This is a genomic window from Mumia sp. zg.B53, assembly GCF_019550935.1.
GTDB lineage: Bacteria > Actinomycetota > Actinomycetes > Propionibacteriales > Nocardioidaceae > Mumia.
The window spans coordinates 279,490-302,181 of sequence record NZ_JAHWCK010000002.1; the positions used below are offsets into that span (position 1 = coordinate 279,490).

Here is a 22,692-nt window from a genome sequence, read left to right on the forward strand (position 1 = left end):
CGCCGCACACGCGGACCACGTCAGTCGGCGTCCTCACGGCTGACCACGAGTCGGCGGAAGGAGTCGACCCGCGCCGCGTCGAGGCGGCCCTCGGAGACCGCGACGTCGAGGGCGCACTCAGGGTCGTCCACGGTGTGCTGGCAGCCGCGTGGACACTCCTCGGTGACGTCGGACAGGTCGGGGAACGCAGCGAGCAGCCGGTCGATCGAGACGTGGGCCAGCCCGAAGCTCCGGATCCCCGGGGTGTCGACGATCCAGCCACCGAACGGCAGCGGAAGCACGTGGGTCGAGGTCGAGGTGTGCCGACCGCGACGGCTGACGGCGTTCACGTCGCCTGTCGCCAGCTCGGCGTCAGGGACGAGCGCGTTGACGAGGGTCGACTTGCCGACGCCGGAGTGGCCGACGAGCACGCTGGTCCGGCCGCGCAGCCGCTCGCGCAGCATCTCCAGGTCACCGCCTCGGTGCGTGACGACGACGTCGACCTCGAGCGGGACGAGCATCGCGACCAGGGGGTCCGGATCGCCGAGGTCGGACTTCGTGAGGCACACCAGAGGGCGCATCCCCGCGTCGAACGCCGCGACGAGGCAGCGTTCGATGAGGCGAGGTCGAGGTGGAGGGTCGGCGAGCGCGGTGACGATGACCATCTGGTCGGCGTTCGCGACGATGACGCGCTCGATCGGGTCGTTGTCGTCGGCCGTACGGCGGAGCACCGTCGTCCTGTCCTCGACCTCGACGATGCGGGCGAGGGTGTCGTGGGTTCCCGAGGTGTCCCCGACGATCCGGACCCGGTCGCCCACCACGACCGCCTTGCGACCGAGCGACCGGGACTTCATCGCCGTCACGACGCGGTCGTCGTCGCCGACGAGCAGGCCGTAGCGCCCGCGGTCGATGCCGACGACCCAGCCGGTCTCGGCGTCGTCGTAGCTCGGGCGCTCCTTCGTCCGTGGACGCGTGTGCCGGCGCGGGCGGTCGAACTGCTCGTGCGGACGGTCCTCGTCATAGCGCTGCGTCACGACGCGAACCGCTCCCAGTCCTGCGCGAAGCCCGGGTAGGTCTTGGCGGTCGTCGCGACGTCCTCGACACGGACGTCCTTGACCGCGAGCCCGAGCACGGCCGCCGCGTGTGCCATCCGGTGGTCGGCGTACGTCCGGAGCGTGGCGCCGTGCAGGGGACGCGGACGGATCGTCAGCTGGTCGGTGCCTTCCTCGACCTCGCCACCGAGTCGGCTGATCTCGGCGGCGAGCGCGGCGAGACGGTCGGTCTCGTGGCCGCGGAGGTGACCGATCCCGGTCAAGGTCGACGGCCCCGAGGCGAGTGCGGCGACGGCGGCGACCACCGGGGCGAGCTCGCCCTCGTCGCGGAGGTCGAGCGTCACACCGTCGAGGGCGGGGGGAGCGGTCACGACCAGGTCGTCGCCGTCGAACGAGACCTCGGCCCCGAACGCCTCGGCGATCGAGCGCCACCGGTCTCCAGCCTGGTCGGTCGCGCGGGGCCATCCGGTGACCCGGACCCGCCCCCCGGTGACCAGGGCACCGGCGAGGAACGCACCGGCGTTGGAGAGGTCGGGCTCGATCGCGGTGTCGTACGCGGCGATGGGGCCGGGCTCGACGGTCCAGCGGTCGGTGCTCGCCTCCACCGTCACGCCACGGCGCCTGAGCTCGGTGAGCGTCATCTCCACGTGGGTCGCGGAGGGGACCGGCGGGCCTTCGTGGCGTACGTCCACGCCCTCGGCGTAGCGGGCGCCCGCGAGCAGCAGCGCGGAGAGGAACTGGCTCGACGCCGACGCGTCGATGGTCACCTGGCCACCGCGCACGTGCCCGTCACCGCGCACCGCCAACGGGAGCCGCCCGTCGCCGCGGTCGACGACCGTGACACCCAGCGCGCGGAGGCTGCTGACGGTGGTCGCCATGGGGCGTTCACGCGCCCGGACGTCGCCGTCGAACGTCACCTCGCCGTCGGCCAGCGCGGCCACCGGGGGCACGAAGCGCATGACGGTCCCCGCGAGACCGACGTCGATGTGCACCACACCGAGCGGCGTGCCCCACGCGGCCGGCGTCACGACCCAGGCGTCACCGTCCTCGACGACGCCCACGCCCAGTGTCCGCAGCGCCTCGGCCATCAGCGACGTGTCGCGGGAGACGAGGGGGCGGGCGAGCCGCGACGGGCCGTCCGCGAGCGCCGACAGGACGAGCGCGCGGTTGGTCTGCGACTTCGACCCCGGGAGCGACACTGTCGCGTCGACGGGATCGAGACGGAACGGGGCGGCCCACAGCGGTGACGTCATCGCAGCCGAGCCTATCCGACCACGACTGCGACGACGTCGTGGCGACGCTCAGAGCGGCAGCGACTTCTTGACCTGCTTGGCCGTGCTCTGGACCGAGTCCTGGACATGGCCGCCGGCCTTGACGACCTGGTCCTTCGCGCGCCGGGGCAGGATCTTCTTGTGCGGCTCGGGGTCGAGGGTCGCCATCAGCAGGCCACCCATCATGGAGAGGTTCTTCGTGAAGTGGATCTTCTGGTTGGCCGCCGTCGAGGCGTCGTCCTCGTCCCAGAACGAGTGGCCCGCCAGGGTGGTCGGGACCAACGTCGCGGCCAGGACCGCCGCGGACAGGCGCGGGAAACGCCCCAGCGCCAGCGCCGTGCCGAAGCCGAGGTGGAGGGCGCCGTTGATGCGCACCATCGACTCCGGATCGGTCGGGATCGACGCTCCCGGGACCACCGACTGCACGAACCCGGCGATCTTGTCGGTCGTCGGCTTTACGTGCTCGGCCATCATCGGAGCGTTACGGAGGGCGCTCGCTCCGCCGTAGACGAACATCGAGGCGAGCAACGGACGGGCGACGGTACGCAGCAGAGTCATGGTTCTTTACTACCCCCTTCGGCCCACCGCCACACATCACCGGCGCCGGTCACCTCAGAGGTCGGCCAGCGGGACGCCCCGGTCGCCGAGGCGTCCCGCGTCCACGCGGCGTCCCACGAGCGCCTCGAGCGGGTCGACACCGTCGTCCCACATGTTGACGTGCATCGCCGCCTGCACGACCTCGTCGCGCAGCCAGAACGCCTGGAAGGCCAACGGGCCCGCCGGGTCGGCGTCACCCCGCACGACGACCTCGGTCTCGTCGACGTCCTCCACGTGACCGACGTACTCCATGCCCAGGTCGTACTGGTCGGTGAAGAAGAACGGCAGCTTGTCGAAGGTGACGTCCTGGCCGAGCATCGACCGCGCCGCCACCGGACCGGAGTCGTGCGCCATCGCCCAGTGCTCGACCCGCACGCGCCGCCCGAGACGAGGGTTGTCCACCGCCGCGATGTCGCCCGCTGCCCACACCGCGACGTCGGAGGTGCGCAACGACGCGTCGGTGTCGATGCCGGGGTCGCCGGACAGCCCCGCTGCCTGTCCCCAGTCGCTCTGCGGTGCCGCGCCGATCGCCACGACCACCGCCGCCGCGGGCACCTCCTCACCCTCGCTCGTCACGACCGACGTGACCGAGCCGCCGTCTCCCCGGATCTGCGCCACCCCGCTGCCGAGCCGCAGGTCGACGCCGTGGTGCCGGTGGAGGGAGGCGAAGACCTCGGCCACGCGGTCGCCGAGCACCCGCTGCAGGGGGAGGGTCGCCGTCTCGAGGACCGTCACCGCGACGCCGTGCGTCCGTGCGGCCGCGGCGATCTCGAGCCCGATCCATCCGGCGCCGACGATCACCAGCGGACCACCGGCCTCGATGGCCGCCCGGATCCGCTCCGCCTCGGGCATGTCGCGCAGGTAGAGGACACCGTCGAGGTCGGCGCCGGGCACCTCGATCCGTCGCGGCCACGAGCCGGTCGCGAGGAGGAGCTTGTCGTACGCCAGGCTGCCGCCGTCCTCGAGCTCGAGCACCCTGTCCTCGAGGCGTACCCCGGTCACCATCGTCTCCGTCCGGAGGTCGATGTCGTGGTCGCTCCACCACCCGGAGTCGTGCAGGTACGCCGAGGACTCCTTCTCCGACCCGAGCATGTAGCCCTTGGAGAGCACCGGCCGCTCGTACGGCGGCCTGTCCTCGACGGTGACCAGCACGACCGCGCCGTCGAAGCCCTCCTCGCGCAAGGTCGCCGCCGCGCTCCCGCCTGCCAGCCCGCCACCCACGACCACGTACGTCTCATCGCTCATGCCGGTGACCGTACGCCGTTCCCGGTGACGGGCGCCACGGAACGGATGCCAGGTCTTAGCGGAACGTGGCAGCGACGTCCTCGAGCAGCGCGCTGAACCGCTGGTTGCGATCGAGCCGCGGACTCGCGGTGCGCGGCAGCGTGAAGAGCGGGCCGCCGGCGCTCGCCGTGGTGGCGTCCAGGACCTGACCCGGACGTGCCCTCGCCGACACGTGCTGCGACGCCGTGGAGCCGGGGTCGAACGCCCACTGCTGACGGGTGCTGCCGGCGCAGGCCTCCGTCGTCACGGTCGAGACGACGGGCCTCGCCGCCGAGGTCAGGCATGCTCCGGTCGCAGGCCCGCTGACCGCGCGGATCGTCCACCACCCCGTGCCGCTGCCGGCGTCCCAGACCCGCCACACCGTCGCGGTGCCACAGCTCCCGAGACGCGTCGACGCGGAGCCGGGACGACCGGTCGCCTCGATGCAGCGGGTGCCGAGACCGATCGGGCGCACGGAGATGCGCGCGACGGCGGGCAGCCGGATCGGGCCCAGGGTCGCGGTCTCCGACCTCCCGGCGGCGTTCAGTGCGACCACCTCGTAGACCACACGGGCGCCGTTCGGTGCTCCGGTGTCGACGAACGAGGTGGTGACGAGTGGGTCGGGGCCCGACACGAGGTCGCCGCTCACCACCGCCGCTGCGGAGCGGCCCGCACCCGCCAGGCCCGTGCCCACCCTCCGGTAGACCTCGTACCCGTCGGCGCCGGCGACGGCTGACCACGCGAGTGTGAGCCCGCCCGGCTCGTCGGTGAGCGCGAGGTCTCGTGGTGCCACGGGAGGGGTCGGTGCCGGCTCGGTCGGTTCTGTCGGCTCGGGGGGTGCCGGCTCTGTTGGCCCGGGGTCGTTGGGCCCGGGGTCGTGAGGTTGCGGCTCCTCCGGGTTGCGTGGGTCGTCCGGGCCTGGTCCGCCAGGCCCGGGGTCGTCGGGTGCGCCCGGTCCTTCTGGCGCGTCAGGAGCTCCGGGGTCCTCGACACCCGGGATGCCCGGGATGGTCGACGGGGATCCGGGTGGCACCAACCCGGGAAGGGTCGGGGGTATGACCGCCGCCGGGGGGACCGTCTGGGGACGGACCCGTGGGTCGGAGTCTCCGGGGCGCGTAGGGCCGGGAAGCGAGAGCGACGGCCCGTCGGACACCTCGTCGGAGGTGGGACCGCCCGGGCTCTCCAGCGTCATGAACGCCATCGCGGCCACGACCGCGGCGCCGATCACGCCCAGCGTGATCCCGGCCGCGGCCACCCCATGGGCGGGTGCCGTCGTCACCCAGTCGCGGGCGCGCCCTGCGGTGTTCCCGGCCCAGCGTCCTGGGTTCGTGTGACCGGCGCCCCCGGCGGCGGATCCCCCCGCACCGGCGCCGGCGGCCGCCACCTGACCCTGGAGATCGGCGACGTACCGAAGTCCGACCGCCCCCAATAGCGCCGGAGCCAGCAGTCCACGGAGCCCCGAATTGACCTCGACCAGCTCGAGGTAGACACCGGTGCAGCGCGCGCAGCCGTCGAGGTGCTCACGGACCTTGGTCGTCTCGCGCTTGCCCAAGCCCTGCCTGACGTAAGCGCCGAGGCGCTCGGTCGTCCCACGGCAGCTCTCCTCGGCGGTGTCGGCCAGGTGGACCTGGAGATAGGACTGCCGCAGTCCTTCTCGTGCCCGGTAGGCCAGCGCCGAGACGCCGTTGGCCGACATGCCCAGCATCGGGGCGATGTCGGCCGGCTTGGCCCCCTCGACGTCGAGGTGCCACAGGACCAGCTGCCAACGCTCGGGGAGGGCGACGAACGCCTGCGCCGCGGCGGAGCTCTCGAAGCTGGCCACGGCCGTGTCGCCGAACTCGACGCCACCGTCGTACTTCTCGAGGTCGTCGGAGGGCTGAACCCGTCGGTCGGCGCGCACGCGGTCGATGTGGAGCCGGCGGATCGCGGTGAGGAGGTACGCCCTGAAGGCGACGTCGGGCCCGGCGCCCGCCCTCAGCTGGTCCAGCACCTTGATGAAGGCCTCGGACACGAGGTCGTCACCGTCGGGGCTGCGGACCAGCTGAGCGGCCATCCGACGCGCCGCGTCACGGTGTCTCTCGAACAGCACGCCGTACGCGGCGTTGTCGCCGGCCCGGACGGCCGAGATCAGCTCGGCGTCGCTCGGCGTGCTCGGATCGGCGGTGGGCTCTGTCATGGCGCCTCCCACGGTAGGCGAGATCGACGTGTCGCAGGCGTGTCGCGCAAAAAAGTTGTCGAACCCGCGTCATGGACCGGCGAAGCGCCCGTCTCACTCGCATGAAGCGCGACGACATGGCACGCCCTACGGCGACAAGCTCCGGTCGGCAGGACCAGTGGCACCCTCCGGCCGTACGCGGGCTGGCCGCGGAGTCTCTGTTCCTCGTCCCCCGGCGTCATCTGGACGCGCTGCGGGACGTGCTTCGCGGTGGTGAGGACCCCGAAGGGGTTGCGGTTGAGCTCGGGGCGGCCGCAGCCACGGAGGGGATCGGCTGGAGCGAGCTGTTGCGCGACGTCGAGGACGTGAGTCGCAGCGTCTCGGGCTCGCTCCCTCCGTACGAGCTGGTCCGCGCGATGAGCATCGCGTGGACCGAGACCGCCGCGCAGGACAGCTACGTCGTCTCCTGCGAGGACCCCCTCACCGGGCTCACCTCGCCCGCACACCTGCGGACCCGGCTCGACGATGCCTATCGTCTCGCCGAGCGCGCCGGTGCGAGCGCGTCCGACCTGTGGGCGTTCGTGGTCGTCGAGGTGCGTCCGAGCGGCGGTGCGGAGAGCGGCCTGCTGAGGTCGCTCTCGATGATCGTCGTCGCCGAGCTCCTTCGTTCCTGCTTCGACGGCGACGAGACCGTCTCACGGCTCGGCGAGCGCCGAGCCGTCGCGCTGGTGCGACGCTGGGACGCGACCCGCGGCTACAGCGCGCTGCGGGGCCTTGTCGACTCCTCACCCGACGTCCCGCCCACGCGGGTGTGGATCGAGGGTGTCCCGGGGACCAGCGAGGCGGCCTCCCGCCTGCTGGGCGAGCTCGGCCGCGGGGGATCCGCGGACGGGCTCGGCTGACTGTTCCGGCGTCCGCTCGTTCTCGGGGCGGGCGGACGCCGGGGCTCACGGTGCACGCTCGGCGGCCCCGTCACCGACGTGTGGAACGCTGGTGCCATGTGCGGCCGATACGCCACCACGCGATCCCCGTCCGACCTCAGCGCCGAGTTCGAGGCCGAGCCGGCCGAGGACCTGCCTGAGCTGGACCCCGACTACAACGTCGCCCCGACCAAGGTCGTCCCGCTCATCCTGGAGCGGCGCTCCAGCGAGGACCCCGCCGCGAAGCACCGGCTGGTCAAGGCGGTCACCTGGGGCCTGGTGCCGAGCTGGGCCAAGGACCGGACGATCGGCAACCGCCTGATCAACGCGCGCGCCGAGACTCTCGCCGAGAAGCCGTCGTTCCGCGCGGCCTACGCGAAGCGGCGCGCGCTGGTGCCGGCGGACGGCTTCTACGAGTGGTACGCGAGCGAGAAGCGCGACGCCAAGGGCAGACCGGTCAAGCAGCCCTTCTTCATCCATGCGCCCGACCGGAGCACGCTCGCCATGGCGGGGCTCTATGAGATCTGGCGGGACCGCTCGCTGCCGGAGGACGACGACACCGCCTGGCTGTGGAGCTTCACGATCATCACGACGACCGCCACCGATGACGTCGGCCGGATCCACGACCGGGCGCCGATGCTCGTCCCGCGCGACCGCTGGGCCACCTGGCTCGACCCTGACACCGACGACAAGGACGAGCTCGCCCGTCTGCTCGTCCCCGCCGCACCCGGGGCGCTGCAGGCCTACCCGGTGTCCCGGGAGGTCAACAACGTCCGCAACAACGGCCCTCAGCTGGTGGAGCCGCTCGCCCTCGAGGACGAGCCCGGCGCAGCCGAGGAGGGCGAGCAGCCGACGCTCGGTGGCCTCTGATGACGACCCTGGCCGAGGCCACGTACGACACTCCTCACGGGCCCGGGCGGCTCGTCTCACGGCGCCCCGACCGCCCCTGGGCGACCCTGGTCCTCACCCACGGTGCCGGCGGAGGCATCGAGAGCCACGATCTCGAGGTGCTCAACCGCGGGCTGCCACGCCTCGGGATCGGCGTCGTCCGCGTGGAGATGCCCTGGCGTACGGCCGGCAGGCGGATCGCCCCGGCACCCTCGGTGCTCGACGCGTCGTTCACGGCGCTCGTCGACCATCTGCGTCCACGGGTCCCGCTCGTGATCGGCGGGCGCAGCGCCGGCGCACGGGTGGCGTGCCGTCGCGCCCGGGCTCTGGGTGCGGTGGGCGTGGTGGCGCTCGCCTTCCCCCTGCACCCGCCCGGGAAGCCTGAGCGCACCCGGGTGGCCGAGCTCGAGGGGTCGGGACTGCCGACCGTGGTCGTCCAGGGTGAGCGTGACCCCTTCGGGACGCCGCCGGAGTTCCCGGCGGGCACCTCGATGGTGGTGCTCCCGGGCGCCGACCACTCCCTCAGGGTCGGCAAGCGCGCGGTCCCCGACCAGGCTGCGGTGGACGCCCTGCTCGTCGACGGCGTGCACGACTTCGTACGCCGCCGGGTCGGGTGGGCGGCTCCCGTCGGGGAATGACGCCCGGCGGACCCGTGTTGAACCCACACGGTGCCGCCCGACTGTGGCGGACGCCTCGATCCGAGGAGGATGCGTGCTCGCGACTCTGACCCGCCCGGCTCCCGCCGGGGTCATCACCCCGGTCCCGGCCGGCATCGCCGGGGTAGGCTGGACTGCGATGACCGAACCCAATGACGTAGCCGCGACGCCCGCCGACGAGGGGACGGACCGGGCCGAGGCCGGTGAGTCGGCCGAGGCGCGCACCGCCCGCTTCGAGCAGGACGCGCTGCCGTTCCTCGACCAGCTCTACTCCGCCGCGCTGCGGATGACACGGAGCCCGCACGACGCCGAGGACCTGGTCCAGGAGACGTTCGCCAAGGCGTACCAGTCGTTCCACCAGTTCCGTCCGGGGACCAACCTCAAGGCCTGGCTCTACCGGATCCTCACCAACACCTACATCAACTCCTACCGCAAGAAGCAGCGGCAACCGCAGCAGCAGATGACGGAGGAGATCGAGGACTGGCAGCTCGCCCGCTCGGCCGCGCACACCTCGAGCGGTCTGAAGTCAGCGGAGATGGAAGCCCTCGAGCACCTTCCCGACAGCGACGTGAAGCAGGCGCTGCAGCAGCTCCCCGAGGACTTCCGCTACGCGGTCTACCTCGCTGACGTCGAGGGCTTCCCCTACAAGGAGATCGCCGAGATCATGGAGACGCCGATCGGCACCGTGATGTCGCGTCTTCACCGTGGACGCAAGCAGCTCCGCGAGCTGCTCACCGACTACGCACGGGAGCGCGGCATGGTCTCAGCAGGTGACAAAGCATGAGTGACGACATCAGGCTCGGCCCCGACTGCCAGAGCGCCCTGGAGAACCTCTACCTGTTCCTCGACCACGAGATGGCCGAGGGCGACTGGGACGCCGTGCACGCGCACATCGCCGACTGCGCACCGTGCCTCTCTCAGTTCGACGTGGAGCGCATCGTCAAGGAGCTCGTCGCCCGCTCGTGCCGCGAGAAGGCCCCCGAGGTCCTGCGGGCCAAGGTGCTCACGTCCATCCGCACGACCGTGACGGTCACGCGGAGCGACCGTGGCGTCGAGCCCGGCGCGTGAGCGCGCTCGAGAAGGGCATGTCCGCCACGCTGTCGCGGACGGTCGGTGACAGCGACACGGCGCTCGCCCTCGGGAGCGGCTCGTTGCCGGTCCTCGCGACGCCTCGCACGCTCGCGTGGTGCGAGGAAGCCACCTGCGAGGCGATCGCGTCGGCGGTCGCGGACGGGTCGACGTCTGTCGGGACCCGGGTCCGCCTCGACCACCTCGCGGCGAGTCCGGTCGGTGCGACCGTGACGGTCGCCGCCGCGGTGACCGCGGTCGACGGCCGCATGGTGTCGTTCGAGGTCGTCGTCATGAGCGCCGACGGCACGCTGCTGGCCGAGGGCGAGGTGCGCCGGGTCGTCGTCGACACCGACCGCTTCCTTGCCCGCGTCCGCCCGTGACCTCGGCCGCGTCGGTCGGGGCCGGACGGCTGCTCGTCCGGCCGGTCCGGCCTGAGGAGTACGCGCGCGCCGGCGAGATCGTCGTCACGGCCTACCGCAGCGAGGGCTACCTCCGGTTCTCCGACGGCTCGGAGGACCACGCCTACGCCGCCAAGCTCGCCGACGTGGCGACGCGTGCCGCGGACTCTGTCGTCCTCGTCGTCGAGCTCGACGGACGACTCGTGGGCTCGGTGACCTGGTGCACGCCGGGCTCGTCGATGCGTGAGCTCGCGACGCGCCATGACCAGGGCGAGTTCCGGATGCTCGGCGTGGACCCGGGTGCCGTGGGCCGTGGTGTCGGCACCGCGCTCATCACGTGGTGCCTCGATCGTGCACACCAGGAGGGCCTCGCCGAGGTGGTGATCAGCTCGCTGCCGGAGATGACCGCTGCGCACCGGCTCTATCGACGGCACGGGTTCGTCCGGCGTACCGACCTCGACTGGTCGCCGGTCCCCGGCACGCAGCTCGTCGGCTTCAGCCGGCCGGTCGCCTGAGACCACACACGAGAGGGCCCCGCACCGTGTGGTGCGGGGCCCTCTCGGTGTGATCAAGCGTTGGGACGCTTGCCGTGGTTCGCGTTCTTCTTGCGACGCGCCCGGCGCTTGCGGCCAGTCTTGCCCATGGGTCCTCCTCGAACTGTGCTTCTCCCATGGTCGCACGTGGGGCCGAGTGGCCCGTACGCGACCTCAGACCCCGGTGGTGCTGCGCGGGTAGATCGCGTCGACGTCGGTCATCACGTTGACGAGGTAGGGGACGCCGGACGCGAACGCCCGGTCGAGTGCGGGACCGATCTCCTTGGGGTCGGTGACCGCCTCGCCACCACCGCCGAGGGTCGTCACGATCTCGTCGTAGCGCGTCTGCGGAGCGAGGTCGGCAGCGACGTCGTAGCCGTAGAGGAACTTCATCGGCGCCTTCTCCAGGCCCCATGCCGAGTTGTTGCCGACGACCATGACGACCGGCAGGTTGTGGCGTACGAGCGTGTCGACGTCGATCAGCGACATGCCGGCGGCTCCGTCGCCGAAGAGCACGACGACCTGGCTGTCGGGTCGGGCGATCCGTGCCGCCATCGCGGCGCCGAGACCGGCGCCGAGACAGCCGTACGGTCCGGGGTCGAGCCAGCAGCCCGGGCGTGCCGGCTCGAGGAACTTGCCGGCGAAGGACACGAAATCCCCTCCGTCACCGATGACGACCGCGTCGTCGGCCAGGCGCGGGATGAGCTCCCCGTAGATGCGCGCGGGGTGGATGGGGTCGGCGGAGGCGCTGAGGAGCTCGGCGTCGCGGGTGACCGCCGCCGAGACGGCGTCGCTGAGCTGCTCGGCCCAGCCGGACCAGGAGGGGCGGGTGCCGGTCGTCGCCTCCAGCGCGCGGAGCACCTGGTCGAAGCACGCCGTGAGGTCGCCCGAGAGGGAGGCCGCGAGGTCTGCGCGGGTCGACACCTGGCCCGGGCTGTCGGCGACGTGCACGACCTGTGCGGGGGTGGCGCCGTCCTTGCCGCCGAAGACGCCGTAGCCGAGGCGGAAGTCGAGCGGTGTCCCCACGACCACGACGAGGTCGGCCTTGCCGAGCGCCTGGGACCGCGCCTTCGTGACGAGCAGTCGATGACCGCGCGGGACCACCCCGCGGCCCATGCCGTTGGAGACGGCGGGGATGCCCGTCTCCTCGACGAACCGCAGAGCCGCCTCCTCGGCGCCGTCTGCCCAGACGTCCGTCCCGAGGACGAGGAGGGGACGCTCTGCCCGGGCGATCAGACGCGCCACCTGCCCGACCTGGTCGTCATCGGGCTCGATCGTGTCGGGAAGGCTCCCGTACGCGGCGTCGGCGGGCGCCGTCGTCCGGCTGAAGAGCTGGTCCATCGGGACGTCCAGGAACGTGGGCCCCCGGTGCGACGAGCCCGCGAGCGCGAACGCCTGGTCGACCGTCGGACCGATCTCATCGGTGGTCTTGGCCGTGCCCGCCCACTTCGAGACGGTGGAGACGATCGGCGGGTGGTCGAGCTCCTGGAGGCTCCCCATGCCCCACGTGTGCGTCGCCGCACGGCCGCCGATCGTGACCAGCGGCGACCCGGCGAAGTGCGCCTGCGCGATGGGGCTGACGCCGTTGGTGACGCCCGGTCCGGCCGTCAGCACGGCCAGGCCAGGCGTACGGGTGAGCTTCCCCGTCGCCTCGGCGGCGAACACCGCGGACGGCTCGTGGCGCACGTCGATGAGACGCATCGGCTGGTCGGCCTTCACCGCGGCGTCGTAGAGCGGGAAGACATGGGCACCCGAGAGGGTGAACATCGTCTCCACGCCGTGCGCGCGGGCTGCGTCGAGGGCGTGGTCGCCTCCGTGGCCTTCCCGACCCTCGGGGGCCGGAGCGTCGGGCGCGGTGGGGGTCTCAGCTGTCATGTGACCTAGGTTACCCAGGGGTAATCCTCGGTCACCGCGCGGTGGTCACCGTCCGTCGCCCGCCGGCCGTCGCGAACAGCCACGGCGTCTCGGCACGGATCTGCTCGATCACCGCGAGCAGCAGGTCGGCGCGGTGCGGGGTGGGCGTGGCGAAGAGCGCGTCGTCGCCGATCACCTCCACGCGCCCCTTCACGCCCAGCGCGAGCTGGACGTAGAGGGCGCGGAGGAAGCGTGAGGTGTTGTACGCCGCCGGGGTCGGCCACTCACCCGGCGAGCTGCCGCGGGTACGAGGGCGACGGGTTCCCGCTCCGAGTCGAGCGAGCCACGGCTCGACGACGTTGGGTGCGACGACGTCGCGGTGCAGCACCGCCATCGCCGCGTACGCCAGCCGGTCCTCCTCGCCGTGGTGCAGCACGTGCTCGGTGGGGGAGAGCAGCCGGTCGGCCAGGACGTCGAGGAGCACCGTCAGCTCGAGCTTGTCGAAGTGCGGCGAGCGCGCGAGGGCGCCGAGCAGGTCGGCGCCGTGAGACCCGGCGTTGGCCCATCCGACGTCCGGGATCCATCCCCGCAGGTCCTTCTCGCGCACGAACCACGACGTGGCCTGGTCGCCCCAGCCCATCACGGTCGCCGCCGGCAGCAGCTGCATCTCGTTGTCGCGCACGATGATCTCGGACAGCACGAGCGCCGTGTAGGACCGCCGGAGGATCGTCAGGTCGCCCTGCGTGCCGAGTCCTGTCTGGAGGCCGGTGACGACGCCGTTGCCGAAGCCGCGCAGCAACGCGTCGTACTCGCCGGAGTGGATCCACGTCGCCAGCAGCGGGAAGGCGATGGCGTCACGCGTGTGGGCGTCGGGGCTCGCCAGCATGTCGATCAGCTCGAGCGTGAGGTCGTTGAGTGATCGGTCGTCCGGGACATGCATCCCGGCGTCGATCACGGAACGCCAGTACGACTCGGACACGAGGACATGTTTGCACGCCGAGCGGTGCAGGCGAGACCCGGCCCACACTCGTCTCGGCAGTCAGACCGCCTCCGCCGCCCGCTGGATACGCTGGACTCCGTGCCCTCCCTCGACGACGTCGCGACTCACCAGACCAGCCTCGACGCTGCCGACATGGAGTGGCTGCACCAGCTCGTCGCCGACTGGCAGATCCTCGCCGATCTCTCGTTCGCGGACCTGGTCCTGTGGTTGCCCGATGCGGAGGGCAAAGGATTCTGGGCCGGGGCGCAGATGCGGCCCACCACCGGCGTGACGGCGCACCTCGACGACGTCGTCGGTGACTTCGTTCCCCGCAACCGCCGACCCACCATCGACGCGGCCTTCCGCCAGGGCCGCGTGGTGCGCGAGGGCGACCCGGAGTGGCGCGACGACATCCCGGTCCGGCTCGAGACCATCCCGGTACGCCGCGACGGGGCCGTCATCGCGGTGATCGCCCGCAGCACCAATCTCCTGGGAGTGCGGACGCCGAGCCGGCTCGAGCTCGCCTACCTCGCGATGGCCGACGACCTCACGGAGATGATCAGCAAGGGCGAGTTCCCGTTGCTGGGCGAGCAGTCTGACCTGTCTCACTCGCCGCGGGTGGGCGACGGGCTGATCCGCACCGACGCTGACGGCCGGGTCATCTATGCCAGCCCCAACGGCGTGTCGGCCTTCCGTCGTCTCGGCGTGACAGGGGACCTCGAGAGCGTCGACCTCGCGGAGGTCACCAGATCTCTGCTGAGCGCCCCGAACCGTCCCACCGAGCAAGCGATCCTTCCTGCGCTCACCGGACGCAACGTCACCCAGGCCGAGCTCGAGAACGGTGACGCGTCACTGAGCCTGCGCTCGATCCCGCTCCGTTCCTCGGGGGAGCCGTCCGGCGCCCTGGTGCTGCTGCGCGACGTGACGGAGCTGCGTCGTCGTGAGCGGGAGCTGATGAGCAAGGAGGCGACGATCAGGGAGATCCACCACCGGGTCAAGAACAACCTCCAGACGGTGCAGGCGCTGCTGCGGCTGCAGGCCCGCCGGATGGACACCGGTGCCGGTCGCGAGGCGCTCGAGGAGGCGGTGCGACGGATCGAGTCGATCGCCGTGGTGCACGAGACGCTGAGTCAGGCCTTCGACGAGAAGGTCCCGTTCGACGACGTCGCCGACCGGCTCCGCACCATGGTCGCCGAGGTCGCCTCGGCAGCCAGGAGCGTCACCACGGAGCGGATCGGGAGTTTCGGGGAGCTTCCTGCCGAGGTGGCGACGCCGCTGGCCATGGTGCTCACCGAGCTGATCCAGAACGCCGCCGAGCACGCCTTCGGAGAAGAGGAGCGTGGCCACGTCGTCGTCGAGGCGCACAGGCGTGGTGACCGGCTCGACATCGCGGTCCTGGACGACGGGGTCGGACTGCCCGCGGGGTTCGACCCCCGCGGGACGACGAGTCTCGGCGTCTCGATCGTCGCGACCCTCGTGGAGTCCGAGCTCGGGGGAGTGCTGTCCTTCGGCCCACGGCATCCGGCGACCGGCGGTGGTGGCACGCGCGTGCGCATCCAGGTGCCGCTCGGGGGACGCTGACGGACGAAGGCCCCGTCCCGCGGTTGGCGGGTACGGGGCCTCGGTACGAAAAGGTGCAGCAGCCCGGTGAAGGGCGCTGGGTCAGGCGGTGCGGATCCGGGCACGCGCGGTGCGACGCTTGAGTGCGCGGCGCTCGTCCTCGCTCATGCCACCCCAGACGCCGTGGTCCTGACCGGACTCCAGCGCCCACGTGAGACACTGCTCGCGGACGTCGCAACGGCGGCACACCACCTTGGCCTCCTCGACCTGCGAGATGGCCGGCCCCGTACTCCCGATGGGGAAGAAGAGTTCCGGATCCTCGTCGAGGCACGCAGAGTGGTGACGCCAGTCCATGGCGAAACGTCCTTTCTTCTGACCGCGGGAGGGCGCGATCTTAGGTTTGTGAATCACTTCACGATCGGGGGCGGAAGCCTACTAGTCCCTTACCGTAGGTGAGGGGGTTCTGGGCGTCCGATCTGTTTGTCCTGCGCCCGGAGGAAAACACCGTGAAACCGGCGCTGAACAGCAGCAATAAGATCGTCGCAATAAACGCCGGTTAACACAAGGGCAATCTGAACGAAGGAGCCTGTTCCGTGGGTCACACCACACCTGGGCGGACAGTCAGGATCGTCGCCGCCGTCCTCCTCGTGGCCGTCGAAGGGCTGGGGCTCGCCGTCTTCGCCACGCTCGACCTCCTGGACCTGCACGCCGACCGCGCCGTCCTGGCGATCGGGACCTCGCTGTTCCTGTTCGCCTACGCCGGTCTGCTCCTGGCCTCCGCGCGCGGACTGTGGCGCCTCCAGACCTGGGTGAGGGCACCCATCGTGTTCACGCAGCTCATCCAGCTCGGCCTGGCGTGGAACCTCCGTGAGGCTGCCCCGCCGCTGTCCGGGCTCTTCGCCGTCGTCGCCGGCGCCGTCTTGTGGGGCATCCTGTCGCCGGGGACGAGCCGGATCCTCGCGGCCGTCGACGAGGAGTCGCGCGCCTCTCAGCAGTGACGCGTGTGGTTCAATGGGCTTCGGGTCACCCCCTCTCCACCGCTCCCGCGGCCAGACCGGCCGTGTGCGGGGCTCCGGTTCCCGGTCCCGTTCCTGACCGGCCGTCCTCTGCGCGGCACTCTGGTGCCGTCGTGGACGTGCTTTCACCCTTCTTCCCAGTGAGGTTCTGTCGTGGTTGCCGAATCAGTCGACCGTCTCCCCTTCCCGTCGCAGCACGTGGGAGACCCGGTTTTCGACGTACACCGCGGCGGCAAGATGGAGATCGCGGCGACCGCCCCGCTGCGCGACGCCCACGACCTCTCGCTCTCCTACACTCCCGGGGTCGCCCGTGTGTGCGAGGCCATCGCCGCGGACCCCTCCGTCGCCGACGACTACACCTGGGTCCCCAACACGGTCGCGGTGGTCACCGACGGCTCGGCGGTCCTGGGACTCGGTGACATCGGGCCGACGGCGTCCCTGCCGGTGATGGAGGGCAAGGCGATCCTGTTCAAGCAGTTCGGCGGGGTCGACGCGATCCCGCTGGCGCTCGACGTGCGTGACCCCGGCGACTTCGTCGACACGGTCGCCCGGATGGCGCCGAGCTTCGGCGGCATCAACCTCGAGGACATCGCTGCTCCCCGCTGCTTCGAGATCGAGCGCGCGCTCCAGGCGCGGGTGGACATCCCGGTCTTCCACGACGACCAGCACGGTACGGCGATCGTCACCCTGGCGGCGCTGCTCAATGCCCTGAGGCTCACGGGTCGGAGGGTCGAGGACACCAAGGTCGTCATCTCCGGGGCCGGCGCCGCCGGTGTCGCGATCGCCCGGATCCTCCAGGCCAGCGGTGTCCGCATGCTGGCGGTGGTCGACCGCCGTGGAGTCATCCACCGCGGCAGGACAGACCTCACGCCGATCAAGGCCGAGCTCGCCTATGAGACGCGCGAGTGGGGTCGCACAGGCCAGCTCTCCGACGCCCTCGACGGCGCCGACGTGTTCATCGGCGTGTCCGGCGGCACCGTGGGGGAGTCGGCGATCGAGCGCATGGCGGAGGACGCGATCATCTTCGCGCTGGCCAACCCGACGCCCGAGGTCCACCCCGACATCGCGCGCCGCCACGCCCGCGTGGTCGCGACCGGTCGCTCCGACTACCCCAACCAGATCAACAACGTCCTGGCGTTCCCCGGGGTCTTCCGCGGGGCGCTCGACGTGCGTGCCTCGCGGGTGACCGAGGGCATGAAGGTTGCCGCCGCGCGGGCGCTGTCGGACCTTGTCGGCGACGCGCTCAGCGAGTCGTACGTGATCCCGTCGCCGTTCGACGAGCGGGTGGCGCCGGTGGTGGCGGGGGCGGTGATGGCGGCGGCGCGTCGCGATGGGGTCGCGCGTCGGTAGGGCGATGGGGTCGCGCGTCGGTAGGGCGACGGGGTCGCGCGTCGGTAGGGCGACGGGGTCGCGCGTCGGTAGGGCGACGCCGGACCCCGTAGGGTGCGTGCATGTTCGCCGTGTATGCCGAGTCCTTCAGTCCCGACGACCCGCTCTCCGGCCTCGTGGTCGGTGAGCGTCCCGACCCCCAGGTGCCTGACGGATGGACGACCGTCACCGTCAAGGCGGCCTCGTTGAACCACCACGACGTCTGGTCCCTGCGGGGTGTCGGCCTGCGCGAGGAGTCGCTGCCGATGATCCTCGGCTGCGACGCGGCGGGCTACGACGAGGACGGCAACGAGGTGGTCGTCCACGCTGTCGTCAGCGACCCCTCCTGGACTGGCGACGAGACGCACGACCCGAGGCGCTCGCTGCTGTCGGAGCGGTTCCAGGGGACGTTCGCCGACAAGGTCGCAGTGCCGCGTCGCAACGTGGTGCCCAAGCCGTCCGGGCTGTCGTTCGAGGAGGCCGCGTGCCTGCCGACGGCGTGGCTCACCGCCTATCGGATGCTCTTCACCCAGTCCGGGCTCAAGCCTGGCGACACCGTCCTGGTCCAGGGTGCCGGTGGCGGGGTCTCGACCGCGTTGATCGTCCTGGCGAGAGCTGCCGGGATGCGCGTGTACGCGACGAGCCGGGACGAGGGCAAGCGGGCACGGGCGCTTGAGATCGGCGCGCACGAGGTCTTCGAGGCCGGTGCCCGCCTGCCCGTCCGCGTGGACGCCGTGATGGAGACCGTGGGTGCCGCCACCTGGTCGCACTCGGTCAAGTCGCTCAAGCCGGGCGGGACGATCGTGATCGCCGGTGCCACGTCGGGCAACAACCCTTCGCACGCCGAGCTGACCCGGATCTTCTTCCTCCAGCTGCGGGTGCAGGGCTCGACCATGGGCACCCGCACGGAGCTGGCTCAGCTCGTCGAGCTCCTCGACGTCACGGGCACCCGGCCCCTGATCGACCAGGTGATCCCGATGACGGACGCGCCGAAGGGCTTCGCGGCGGTCGCGTCCGGCGACGTGTTCGGCAAGATCGTCTTCACGCGCTGACCCACCCGACGACGAAGGCCCGCCGATCCGGAGATCGGCGGGCCTTCGTGCGTCTGTCCTGCTCAGTCGTCCTCGTCGTCGAGGCGCGCGAGCCAGGTCGCGAGCCGTTCGACCGGCACCTCGAACTCGGGGTTCAGGTCGACGAACTCCTGCAGCCGCTCAGAGAGCCACGCGAACGTGGCCTCCTCCTCGCCGCGGCGGGAGGCGAGCTCCTCGATCCCTCGGTCGGTGAAGTACACCGTTCCTCCTTCGCGCCTCAGGCGAACGTGCGCTCCATGAGCGCCTTGTTCTCCTCCACGTGCCGCTTGTGGTTGCCCACGGACGGCGCCGCCGACGCGTCACGCGAGACCCGCACCACGGGCAGCGACAGCTCCGGCGCCAGGTTCAGCGCCATGAACGGCCACGGACCCTGGTTGGCAGGCTCGTCCTGAACCCAGCGGACCTCACGGGCGTTGCCGTACTTGGCAAGCTCGGCCTCGATCTCCGCCAGCGGCAGCGGATAGAGCTGCTCGACGCGGACGACCGCCGTACGGATGCCGTCCTTCTCGACCTTGTCACGGGTCGCGAGGATGTCGTACGCGACCCGACCGGAGGTGAGCACGACCCGCTCGACCTTGCTCGCGTCCATGCCGCCCTCGGCCGGATCGGCGAGCACCGGCTGGAACGTGCCCGTCGTGAAGTCCTCGGGCTGCGAGGTGGCGGCCTTCAGGCGCAGGAGCTGCTTGGGGGTGAACACGATGAGCGGGCGGTGCTCGCTCTCGAGGTTCTGGCGACGCAGCAGGTGGAAGTACGAGGCGGGGGTCGACGGCTGGGCGACGACCATCGCGTCCTCTGCGGCGAGCTGGAGGAAACGCTCGATCCGGGCCGAGGAGTGGTCGGGCCCCTGGCCCTCGAAGCCGTGCGGCAGCAGCAGCACGACGCCCGACTTCTGGCCCCACTTCGCCTCACCGGCGGAGATGTACTCGTCGATGACGGACTGGGCGCCGTTGACGAAGTCGCCGAACTGCGCCTCCCACATCGTGAGCGCCTCGGGCCGCGCCACCGAGTAGCCGTACTCGAAGCCGAGCGCGGCGTACTCACTGAGGAGCGAGTCGTAGATGTAGAAGGTGCCCTGGTCCTCCGTCATGCGCGCCAGCGGCGTCCACTCGGCTCCGGTGCGACGGTCGATGATCGTCGCGAAGCGCTGCGAGAAGGTGCCGCGACGCGAGTCCTGGCCGGCGAGGCGCACGGGACGCCCGTCGAGCAGGAGCGAGCCCATGGCGATGATCTCTCCCGTGCCCCAGTCGATCGGACCGGCCGTGATCGCGGCAGCCCGGCGCTGGAGCTGCGGAAGGACCTTCGGGTGGACCGTGAAGCCGTCGGGGACGCTGGTGTAGGCCTCGGCGATGGTCTTGAGCGTCTCCGGAGAAACGGCCGTCTCGAGTCGCGCGAGCTCCGGCTTCTCCGGGTACTCCGGCGCCGTCTGGTACTCGTCGACGGTGCTGGCCTCGGCGAAGACGCGGTGGAGCTGGTCCTGGTAGTCCTTGAGCGCGCTCTCGGCCTCCTCCATCGTGATGTCGCCACGACCGATGAGCGCCGACGTGTAGAGCACACGCACGGACTTCTTCTTCTCGATCACGTCGTACATCTGCGGCTGGGTGAAGCTCGGGTCGTCGCCCTCGTTGTGACCGCGCTTGCGGTAGGTGATCAGGTCGATGACCGCGTCGCGCTTGAAGGTCCTGCGGTACTCGTAGGCCAGCTGTGCGATCCGGATGCACGCCTCCGGGTCGTCGCCGTTGACGTGGAAGATCGGCGCCTGGATCATCCGGGCGACGTCGGTCGCGTACGTCGACGAGCGCGACGAGCTCGGCGAGGTGGTGAAGCCGACCTGGTTGTTGACGATCAGGTGGATCGTCCCGCCGGTGCGGTATCCGCGCAGCTGGGAGAGGTTCAGCGTCTCCGCCACGACGCCCTGGCCGGCGAACGCCGCGTCTCCGTGGATGAGCAGCGGGAGGATCGGGAACTCCTCGCCGCGGTTCAGGCGGTCTTGCTTGGCGCGGGTGATGCCCTCGAGCACCGGGTCGACGACCTCGAGGTGGGACGGGTTGGCGGCGACGGAGACCTTGATCTTGTCACCGCTGGCCGCCGTGAACTCGCCCTCGACACCGAGGTGGTACTTCACGTCGCCCGAGCCCTGCACGGTCCGCGGGTCGATGTTGCCCTCGAACTCGCGGAAGACGTAGCCGGGGTTCTTGCCGGCGATGTTGACCAGCACGTTGAGCCGGCCCCGGTGCGCCATGCCGATGCAGACCTCGTCGAGGTTGTCGGCCGCAGCGGCCTCGCAGATCTCGTCGACGAGCGGGATCGTCGTCTCCGAGCCCTCGAGGCTGAAGCGCTTCTGGCCGACGAACTTCGTCTGGAGGAAGGCCTCGAAGGCCTCGGCCTGGTTGAGCTTGTGCAGGATCCGCAGCTGCTCCTCGCGGGGCGGCTTGGAGTGCTCCCGCTCCACACGTTCCTGAATCCACCGCCGCTGCTCGGGATCCTGGATGTGCATGTACTCGATGCCGGAGGTGCGGGCGTAGGAGTCGCGGAGGATGCCGAGGATCTCGCGGAGCTTCATGAAGCGGCGCTCGCGGCCCCCGAACGAGCCCGTCGCGAACTCGCGCTCGAGGTCCCACAGCGTGAGCCCGTGCGAGGAGATCTCGAGGTCGGGGTGGCTGCGGGGGGAGTGGTCGAGCGGGTTGGTGTCGGCCATCAGGTGGCCGCGCACGCGGAAGGCGTGGATGAGCTCGAGCACGCGGGCCTGGCGGTGGACCTCGTCGTCGTGGCTGACGGCGATGTCGCGGGCCCAGCGGATCGGCTCGTACGGGATCTTCAGCGACGCGAAGATCTCGTCGTAGAAGCCCTCCTCGCCGAGGAGCAGACCGCTCACGCGGCGCAGGAAGTCGCCCGACTGCGCGCCCTGGATGATCCGGTGGTCGTAGGTCGACGTCAGGGTCATCATCTTGGAGATGGCCTGGGTGGCGAGGGTGTGCTCGGAGGCGCCCTGGAACTCCGGCGGGTAGTCCATCGAGCCGACGCCGATGATGGCGCCCTGGCCCTTCATCAGGCGCGGCACCGAGTGGTTGGTGCCGATCGTGCCCGGGTTGGTCAGGCTGATCGTCGTGCCCTGGAAGTCGGCGACCGTCAGCTTGTTGTTGCGCGCCTTGTCGACGACGGCCTCGTACGCCGTCCAGAACTGGGCGAAGTCCATCGTGTCGGCCTGCTTGATCGACGGCACGACCAGCTGACGGGTGCCGTCGGGCTTGGCGAGGTCGATCGCGAGACCGAGGTTGACGTGAGCGGGCTGGAGGAGGTTGGGCTTCCCGTCGACGACCTCGAAGCCGGCGTTCATCTCCGGCATCGCCGTGAGCGCCTTGACCAGCGCGTAGCCGATGATGTGGGTGAACGACACCTTGCCACCACGCGCGCGGGCGAGGTGGTTGTTGATGACGATGCGGTTGTCGATCAAGAGCTTGACCGGCACCGAGCGGACACTCGTCGCGGTCGGGACCGAGAGGCTCTCGTCCATGTTCAGCGCCGTACGGGCCGAAGCGCCGCGAAGGACCTTCTTCTCCACGTCGGCGCCGGGGGCGGGAGCCGACGTCTTGGCCGCCGGGGCGTTGGGCTTCGGCTTCGCCTTGGCCGGCTTGGCAGCCTTGTCGGCGTCGCCCGTGGGTGCGGCCTCCACGCTCTCGGTCGGGGGCGAGGCTACCGCCGGGCGGGCGCCGTCACCGGCCGGCGTGGGGATGTCCCCGGCCGCCGTCGGCTTGGCTGTGGGCGGACGGACAGCGGTCGCCGTCGCCTTCACCGGCCGCGCGCTGCTCGAGCCGTTCGACGTCGGGGGACTGCTCGGCGCTGCTCCATCGCCTTCGAAGAGGCGAGACCACGACGCGTCGACCGACGCGGGGTCCGACTTGTAGCGCTCGTACATCTCCTCGACGAGCCACTGGTTGGTGCCAAAATCTGGCAGGGGGCTGTCGCTCTGGGCCACGGCCTCGATCGCCTCTTCCGGGTTGTCCGTTGTCTCCGACGCCCCGCAGGGCATACGCGTACCAGGGT

Annotated in this window: 22 protein-coding genes; 11 read left to right on the forward strand and 11 right to left on the reverse strand. The window is 71.1% G+C overall.

Translation table 11 applies throughout. The features are described 5' to 3' along the window. Positions 1–20 precede the first annotated feature (20 nt). Genes rsgA through KV102_RS12425 form a run of 5 tightly spaced genes read right to left on the reverse strand, consistent with a single transcriptional unit; the run spans position 21 to position 6,338 of the window. Positions 21–1,013 (reverse strand): ribosome small subunit-dependent GTPase A, encoded by a 993-nt coding sequence (gene rsgA / locus KV102_RS12410; protein WP_301021706.1) that lies wholly within the window; start codon positions 1,011–1,013, stop codon positions 21–23. Beyond that, positions 1,010–2,284 (reverse strand): 3-phosphoshikimate 1-carboxyvinyltransferase, encoded by a 1,275-nt coding sequence (aroA, locus tag KV102_RS19205; RefSeq protein ID WP_255560919.1) that lies wholly within the window; start codon positions 2,282–2,284, stop codon positions 1,010–1,012. The genes rsgA and aroA overlap by 4 nt, the downstream gene beginning before the upstream one ends. Before the next feature lie 48 nt (positions 2,285–2,332). Next, positions 2,333–2,860, reverse strand: a complete 528-nt coding sequence (locus KV102_RS12415; protein ID WP_220346480.1) for a DoxX family protein — start codon at positions 2,858–2,860, stop codon at positions 2,333–2,335. A gap of 54 nt (positions 2,861–2,914) precedes the next feature. Further along, positions 2,915–4,144, reverse strand: a complete 1,230-nt coding sequence (locus KV102_RS12420) for an NAD(P)/FAD-dependent oxidoreductase (RefSeq protein ID WP_220346481.1) — start codon at positions 4,142–4,144, stop codon at positions 2,915–2,917. A gap of 55 nt (positions 4,145–4,199) precedes the next feature. Continuing rightward, a complete protein-coding gene (locus KV102_RS12425) occupies positions 4,200–6,338 on the reverse strand; it encodes a sigma-70 family RNA polymerase sigma factor (RefSeq protein WP_220346482.1) in 2,139 nt (712 codons plus the stop codon). A gap of 116 nt (positions 6,339–6,454) precedes the next feature. On the opposite strand from KV102_RS12425, the gene KV102_RS12430 reads away from it, so the two are divergent. From KV102_RS12430 to KV102_RS12460, 7 genes are all read left to right on the forward strand, one after another. Then, positions 6,455–7,219: a hypothetical protein gene (locus tag KV102_RS12430; protein ID WP_220346483.1), complete on the forward strand. Its 765-nt coding sequence runs from the start codon at positions 6,455–6,457 to the stop codon at positions 7,217–7,219. Positions 7,220–7,315: 96 nt separating this feature from the next. Continuing rightward, on the forward strand, positions 7,316–8,107 hold the full coding sequence (locus KV102_RS12435) for an SOS response-associated peptidase (RefSeq protein ID WP_220346484.1): 792 nt from the start codon (positions 7,316–7,318) through the stop codon (positions 8,105–8,107). Continuing rightward, a complete protein-coding gene (locus KV102_RS12440) occupies positions 8,107–8,763 on the forward strand; it encodes an alpha/beta family hydrolase (protein ID WP_220346485.1) in 657 nt (218 codons plus the stop codon). Before KV102_RS12435 ends, KV102_RS12440 begins: the two co-directional genes overlap by 1 nt. 157 nt (positions 8,764–8,920) lie before the next feature. Further along, positions 8,921–9,565, forward strand: a complete 645-nt coding sequence (locus KV102_RS12445) for a sigma-70 family RNA polymerase sigma factor (protein ID WP_220344035.1) — start codon at positions 8,921–8,923, stop codon at positions 9,563–9,565. Beyond that, a complete protein-coding gene (rsrA, locus tag KV102_RS12450) occupies positions 9,562–9,849 on the forward strand; it encodes a mycothiol system anti-sigma-R factor (RefSeq protein WP_220346486.1) in 288 nt (95 codons plus the stop codon). Before KV102_RS12445 ends, rsrA begins: the two co-directional genes overlap by 4 nt. Continuing rightward, positions 9,846–10,232 carry a hotdog domain-containing protein gene (locus KV102_RS12455; protein ID WP_308290326.1) on the forward strand — a complete coding sequence of 129 codons (387 nt, stop codon included), beginning with the start codon at positions 9,846–9,848 and terminating at the stop codon, positions 10,230–10,232. Before rsrA ends, KV102_RS12455 begins: the two co-directional genes overlap by 4 nt. Next, positions 10,229–10,765 carry a GNAT family N-acetyltransferase gene (locus KV102_RS12460; protein ID WP_220346487.1) on the forward strand — a complete coding sequence of 179 codons (537 nt, stop codon included), beginning with the start codon at positions 10,229–10,231 and terminating at the stop codon, positions 10,763–10,765. The genes KV102_RS12455 and KV102_RS12460 overlap by 4 nt, the downstream gene beginning before the upstream one ends. A 53-nt stretch (positions 10,766–10,818) precedes the next feature. Here the strand turns inward: KV102_RS12460 and KV102_RS19750 are convergent, their stop codons facing one another. The 3 genes from KV102_RS19750 to KV102_RS12470 form a co-directional block, all read right to left on the reverse strand. Then, positions 10,819–10,893, reverse strand: a complete 75-nt coding sequence (locus tag KV102_RS19750; protein WP_373887156.1) for a 50S ribosomal protein bL37 — start codon at positions 10,891–10,893, stop codon at positions 10,819–10,821. Between the two features lie 64 nt (positions 10,894–10,957). Then, positions 10,958–12,658 carry an acetolactate synthase gene (locus tag KV102_RS12465; RefSeq protein ID WP_220346488.1) on the reverse strand — a complete coding sequence of 567 codons (1,701 nt, stop codon included), beginning with the start codon at positions 12,656–12,658 and terminating at the stop codon, positions 10,958–10,960. Positions 12,659–12,689: 31 nt separating this feature from the next. After that, on the reverse strand, positions 12,690–13,616 hold the full coding sequence (locus KV102_RS12470; protein WP_308289409.1) for a DUF2785 domain-containing protein: 927 nt from the start codon (positions 13,614–13,616) through the stop codon (positions 12,690–12,692). Positions 13,617–13,715: 99 nt separating this feature from the next. On the opposite strand from KV102_RS12470, the gene KV102_RS12475 reads away from it, so the two are divergent. Beyond that, on the forward strand, positions 13,716–15,197 hold the full coding sequence (locus KV102_RS12475; protein WP_220344038.1) for a sensor histidine kinase: 1,482 nt from the start codon (positions 13,716–13,718) through the stop codon (positions 15,195–15,197). 81 nt (positions 15,198–15,278) lie between these two features. Here the strand turns inward: KV102_RS12475 and KV102_RS12480 are convergent, their stop codons facing one another. After that, positions 15,279–15,530 (reverse strand): WhiB family transcriptional regulator, encoded by a 252-nt coding sequence (locus tag KV102_RS12480; RefSeq protein WP_220344039.1) that lies wholly within the window; start codon positions 15,528–15,530, stop codon positions 15,279–15,281. Positions 15,531–15,769: 239 nt separating this feature from the next. Here KV102_RS12480 and KV102_RS12485 point away from each other — a divergent pair, with 239 nt between their 5' ends. The 3 genes from KV102_RS12485 (at position 15,770) to KV102_RS12495 (ending at position 18,612) form a co-directional block, all read left to right on the forward strand. Further along, positions 15,770–16,174, forward strand: coding sequence for a hypothetical protein (locus tag KV102_RS12485; protein WP_220344040.1), 405 nt, complete (start codon positions 15,770–15,772; stop codon positions 16,172–16,174). Positions 16,175–16,345: 171 nt separating this feature from the next. Next, entirely contained in the window at positions 16,346–17,542 is a 1,197-nt protein-coding gene (locus tag KV102_RS12490; RefSeq protein WP_374106988.1) for an NADP-dependent malic enzyme, read from the forward strand. 101 nt (positions 17,543–17,643) lie between these two features. Continuing rightward, on the forward strand, positions 17,644–18,612 hold the full coding sequence (locus tag KV102_RS12495; protein ID WP_220344041.1) for a zinc-binding dehydrogenase: 969 nt from the start codon (positions 17,644–17,646) through the stop codon (positions 18,610–18,612). A 62-nt stretch (positions 18,613–18,674) separates the two neighbouring features. On the opposite strand, the gene KV102_RS12500 is transcribed toward KV102_RS12495, so the two are convergent. Together KV102_RS12500 and KV102_RS12505 are read right to left on the reverse strand one after the other, a co-directional pair. After that, on the reverse strand, positions 18,675–18,851 hold the full coding sequence (locus KV102_RS12500) for a DUF6104 family protein (RefSeq protein WP_220344042.1): 177 nt from the start codon (positions 18,849–18,851) through the stop codon (positions 18,675–18,677). A gap of 17 nt (positions 18,852–18,868) precedes the next feature. Then, positions 18,869–22,678 carry a multifunctional oxoglutarate decarboxylase/oxoglutarate dehydrogenase thiamine pyrophosphate-binding subunit/dihydrolipoyllysine-residue succinyltransferase subunit gene (locus tag KV102_RS12505; RefSeq protein ID WP_220346489.1) on the reverse strand — a complete coding sequence of 1,270 codons (3,810 nt, stop codon included), beginning with the start codon at positions 22,676–22,678 and terminating at the stop codon, positions 18,869–18,871. Positions 22,679–22,692 lie beyond the last annotated feature (14 nt).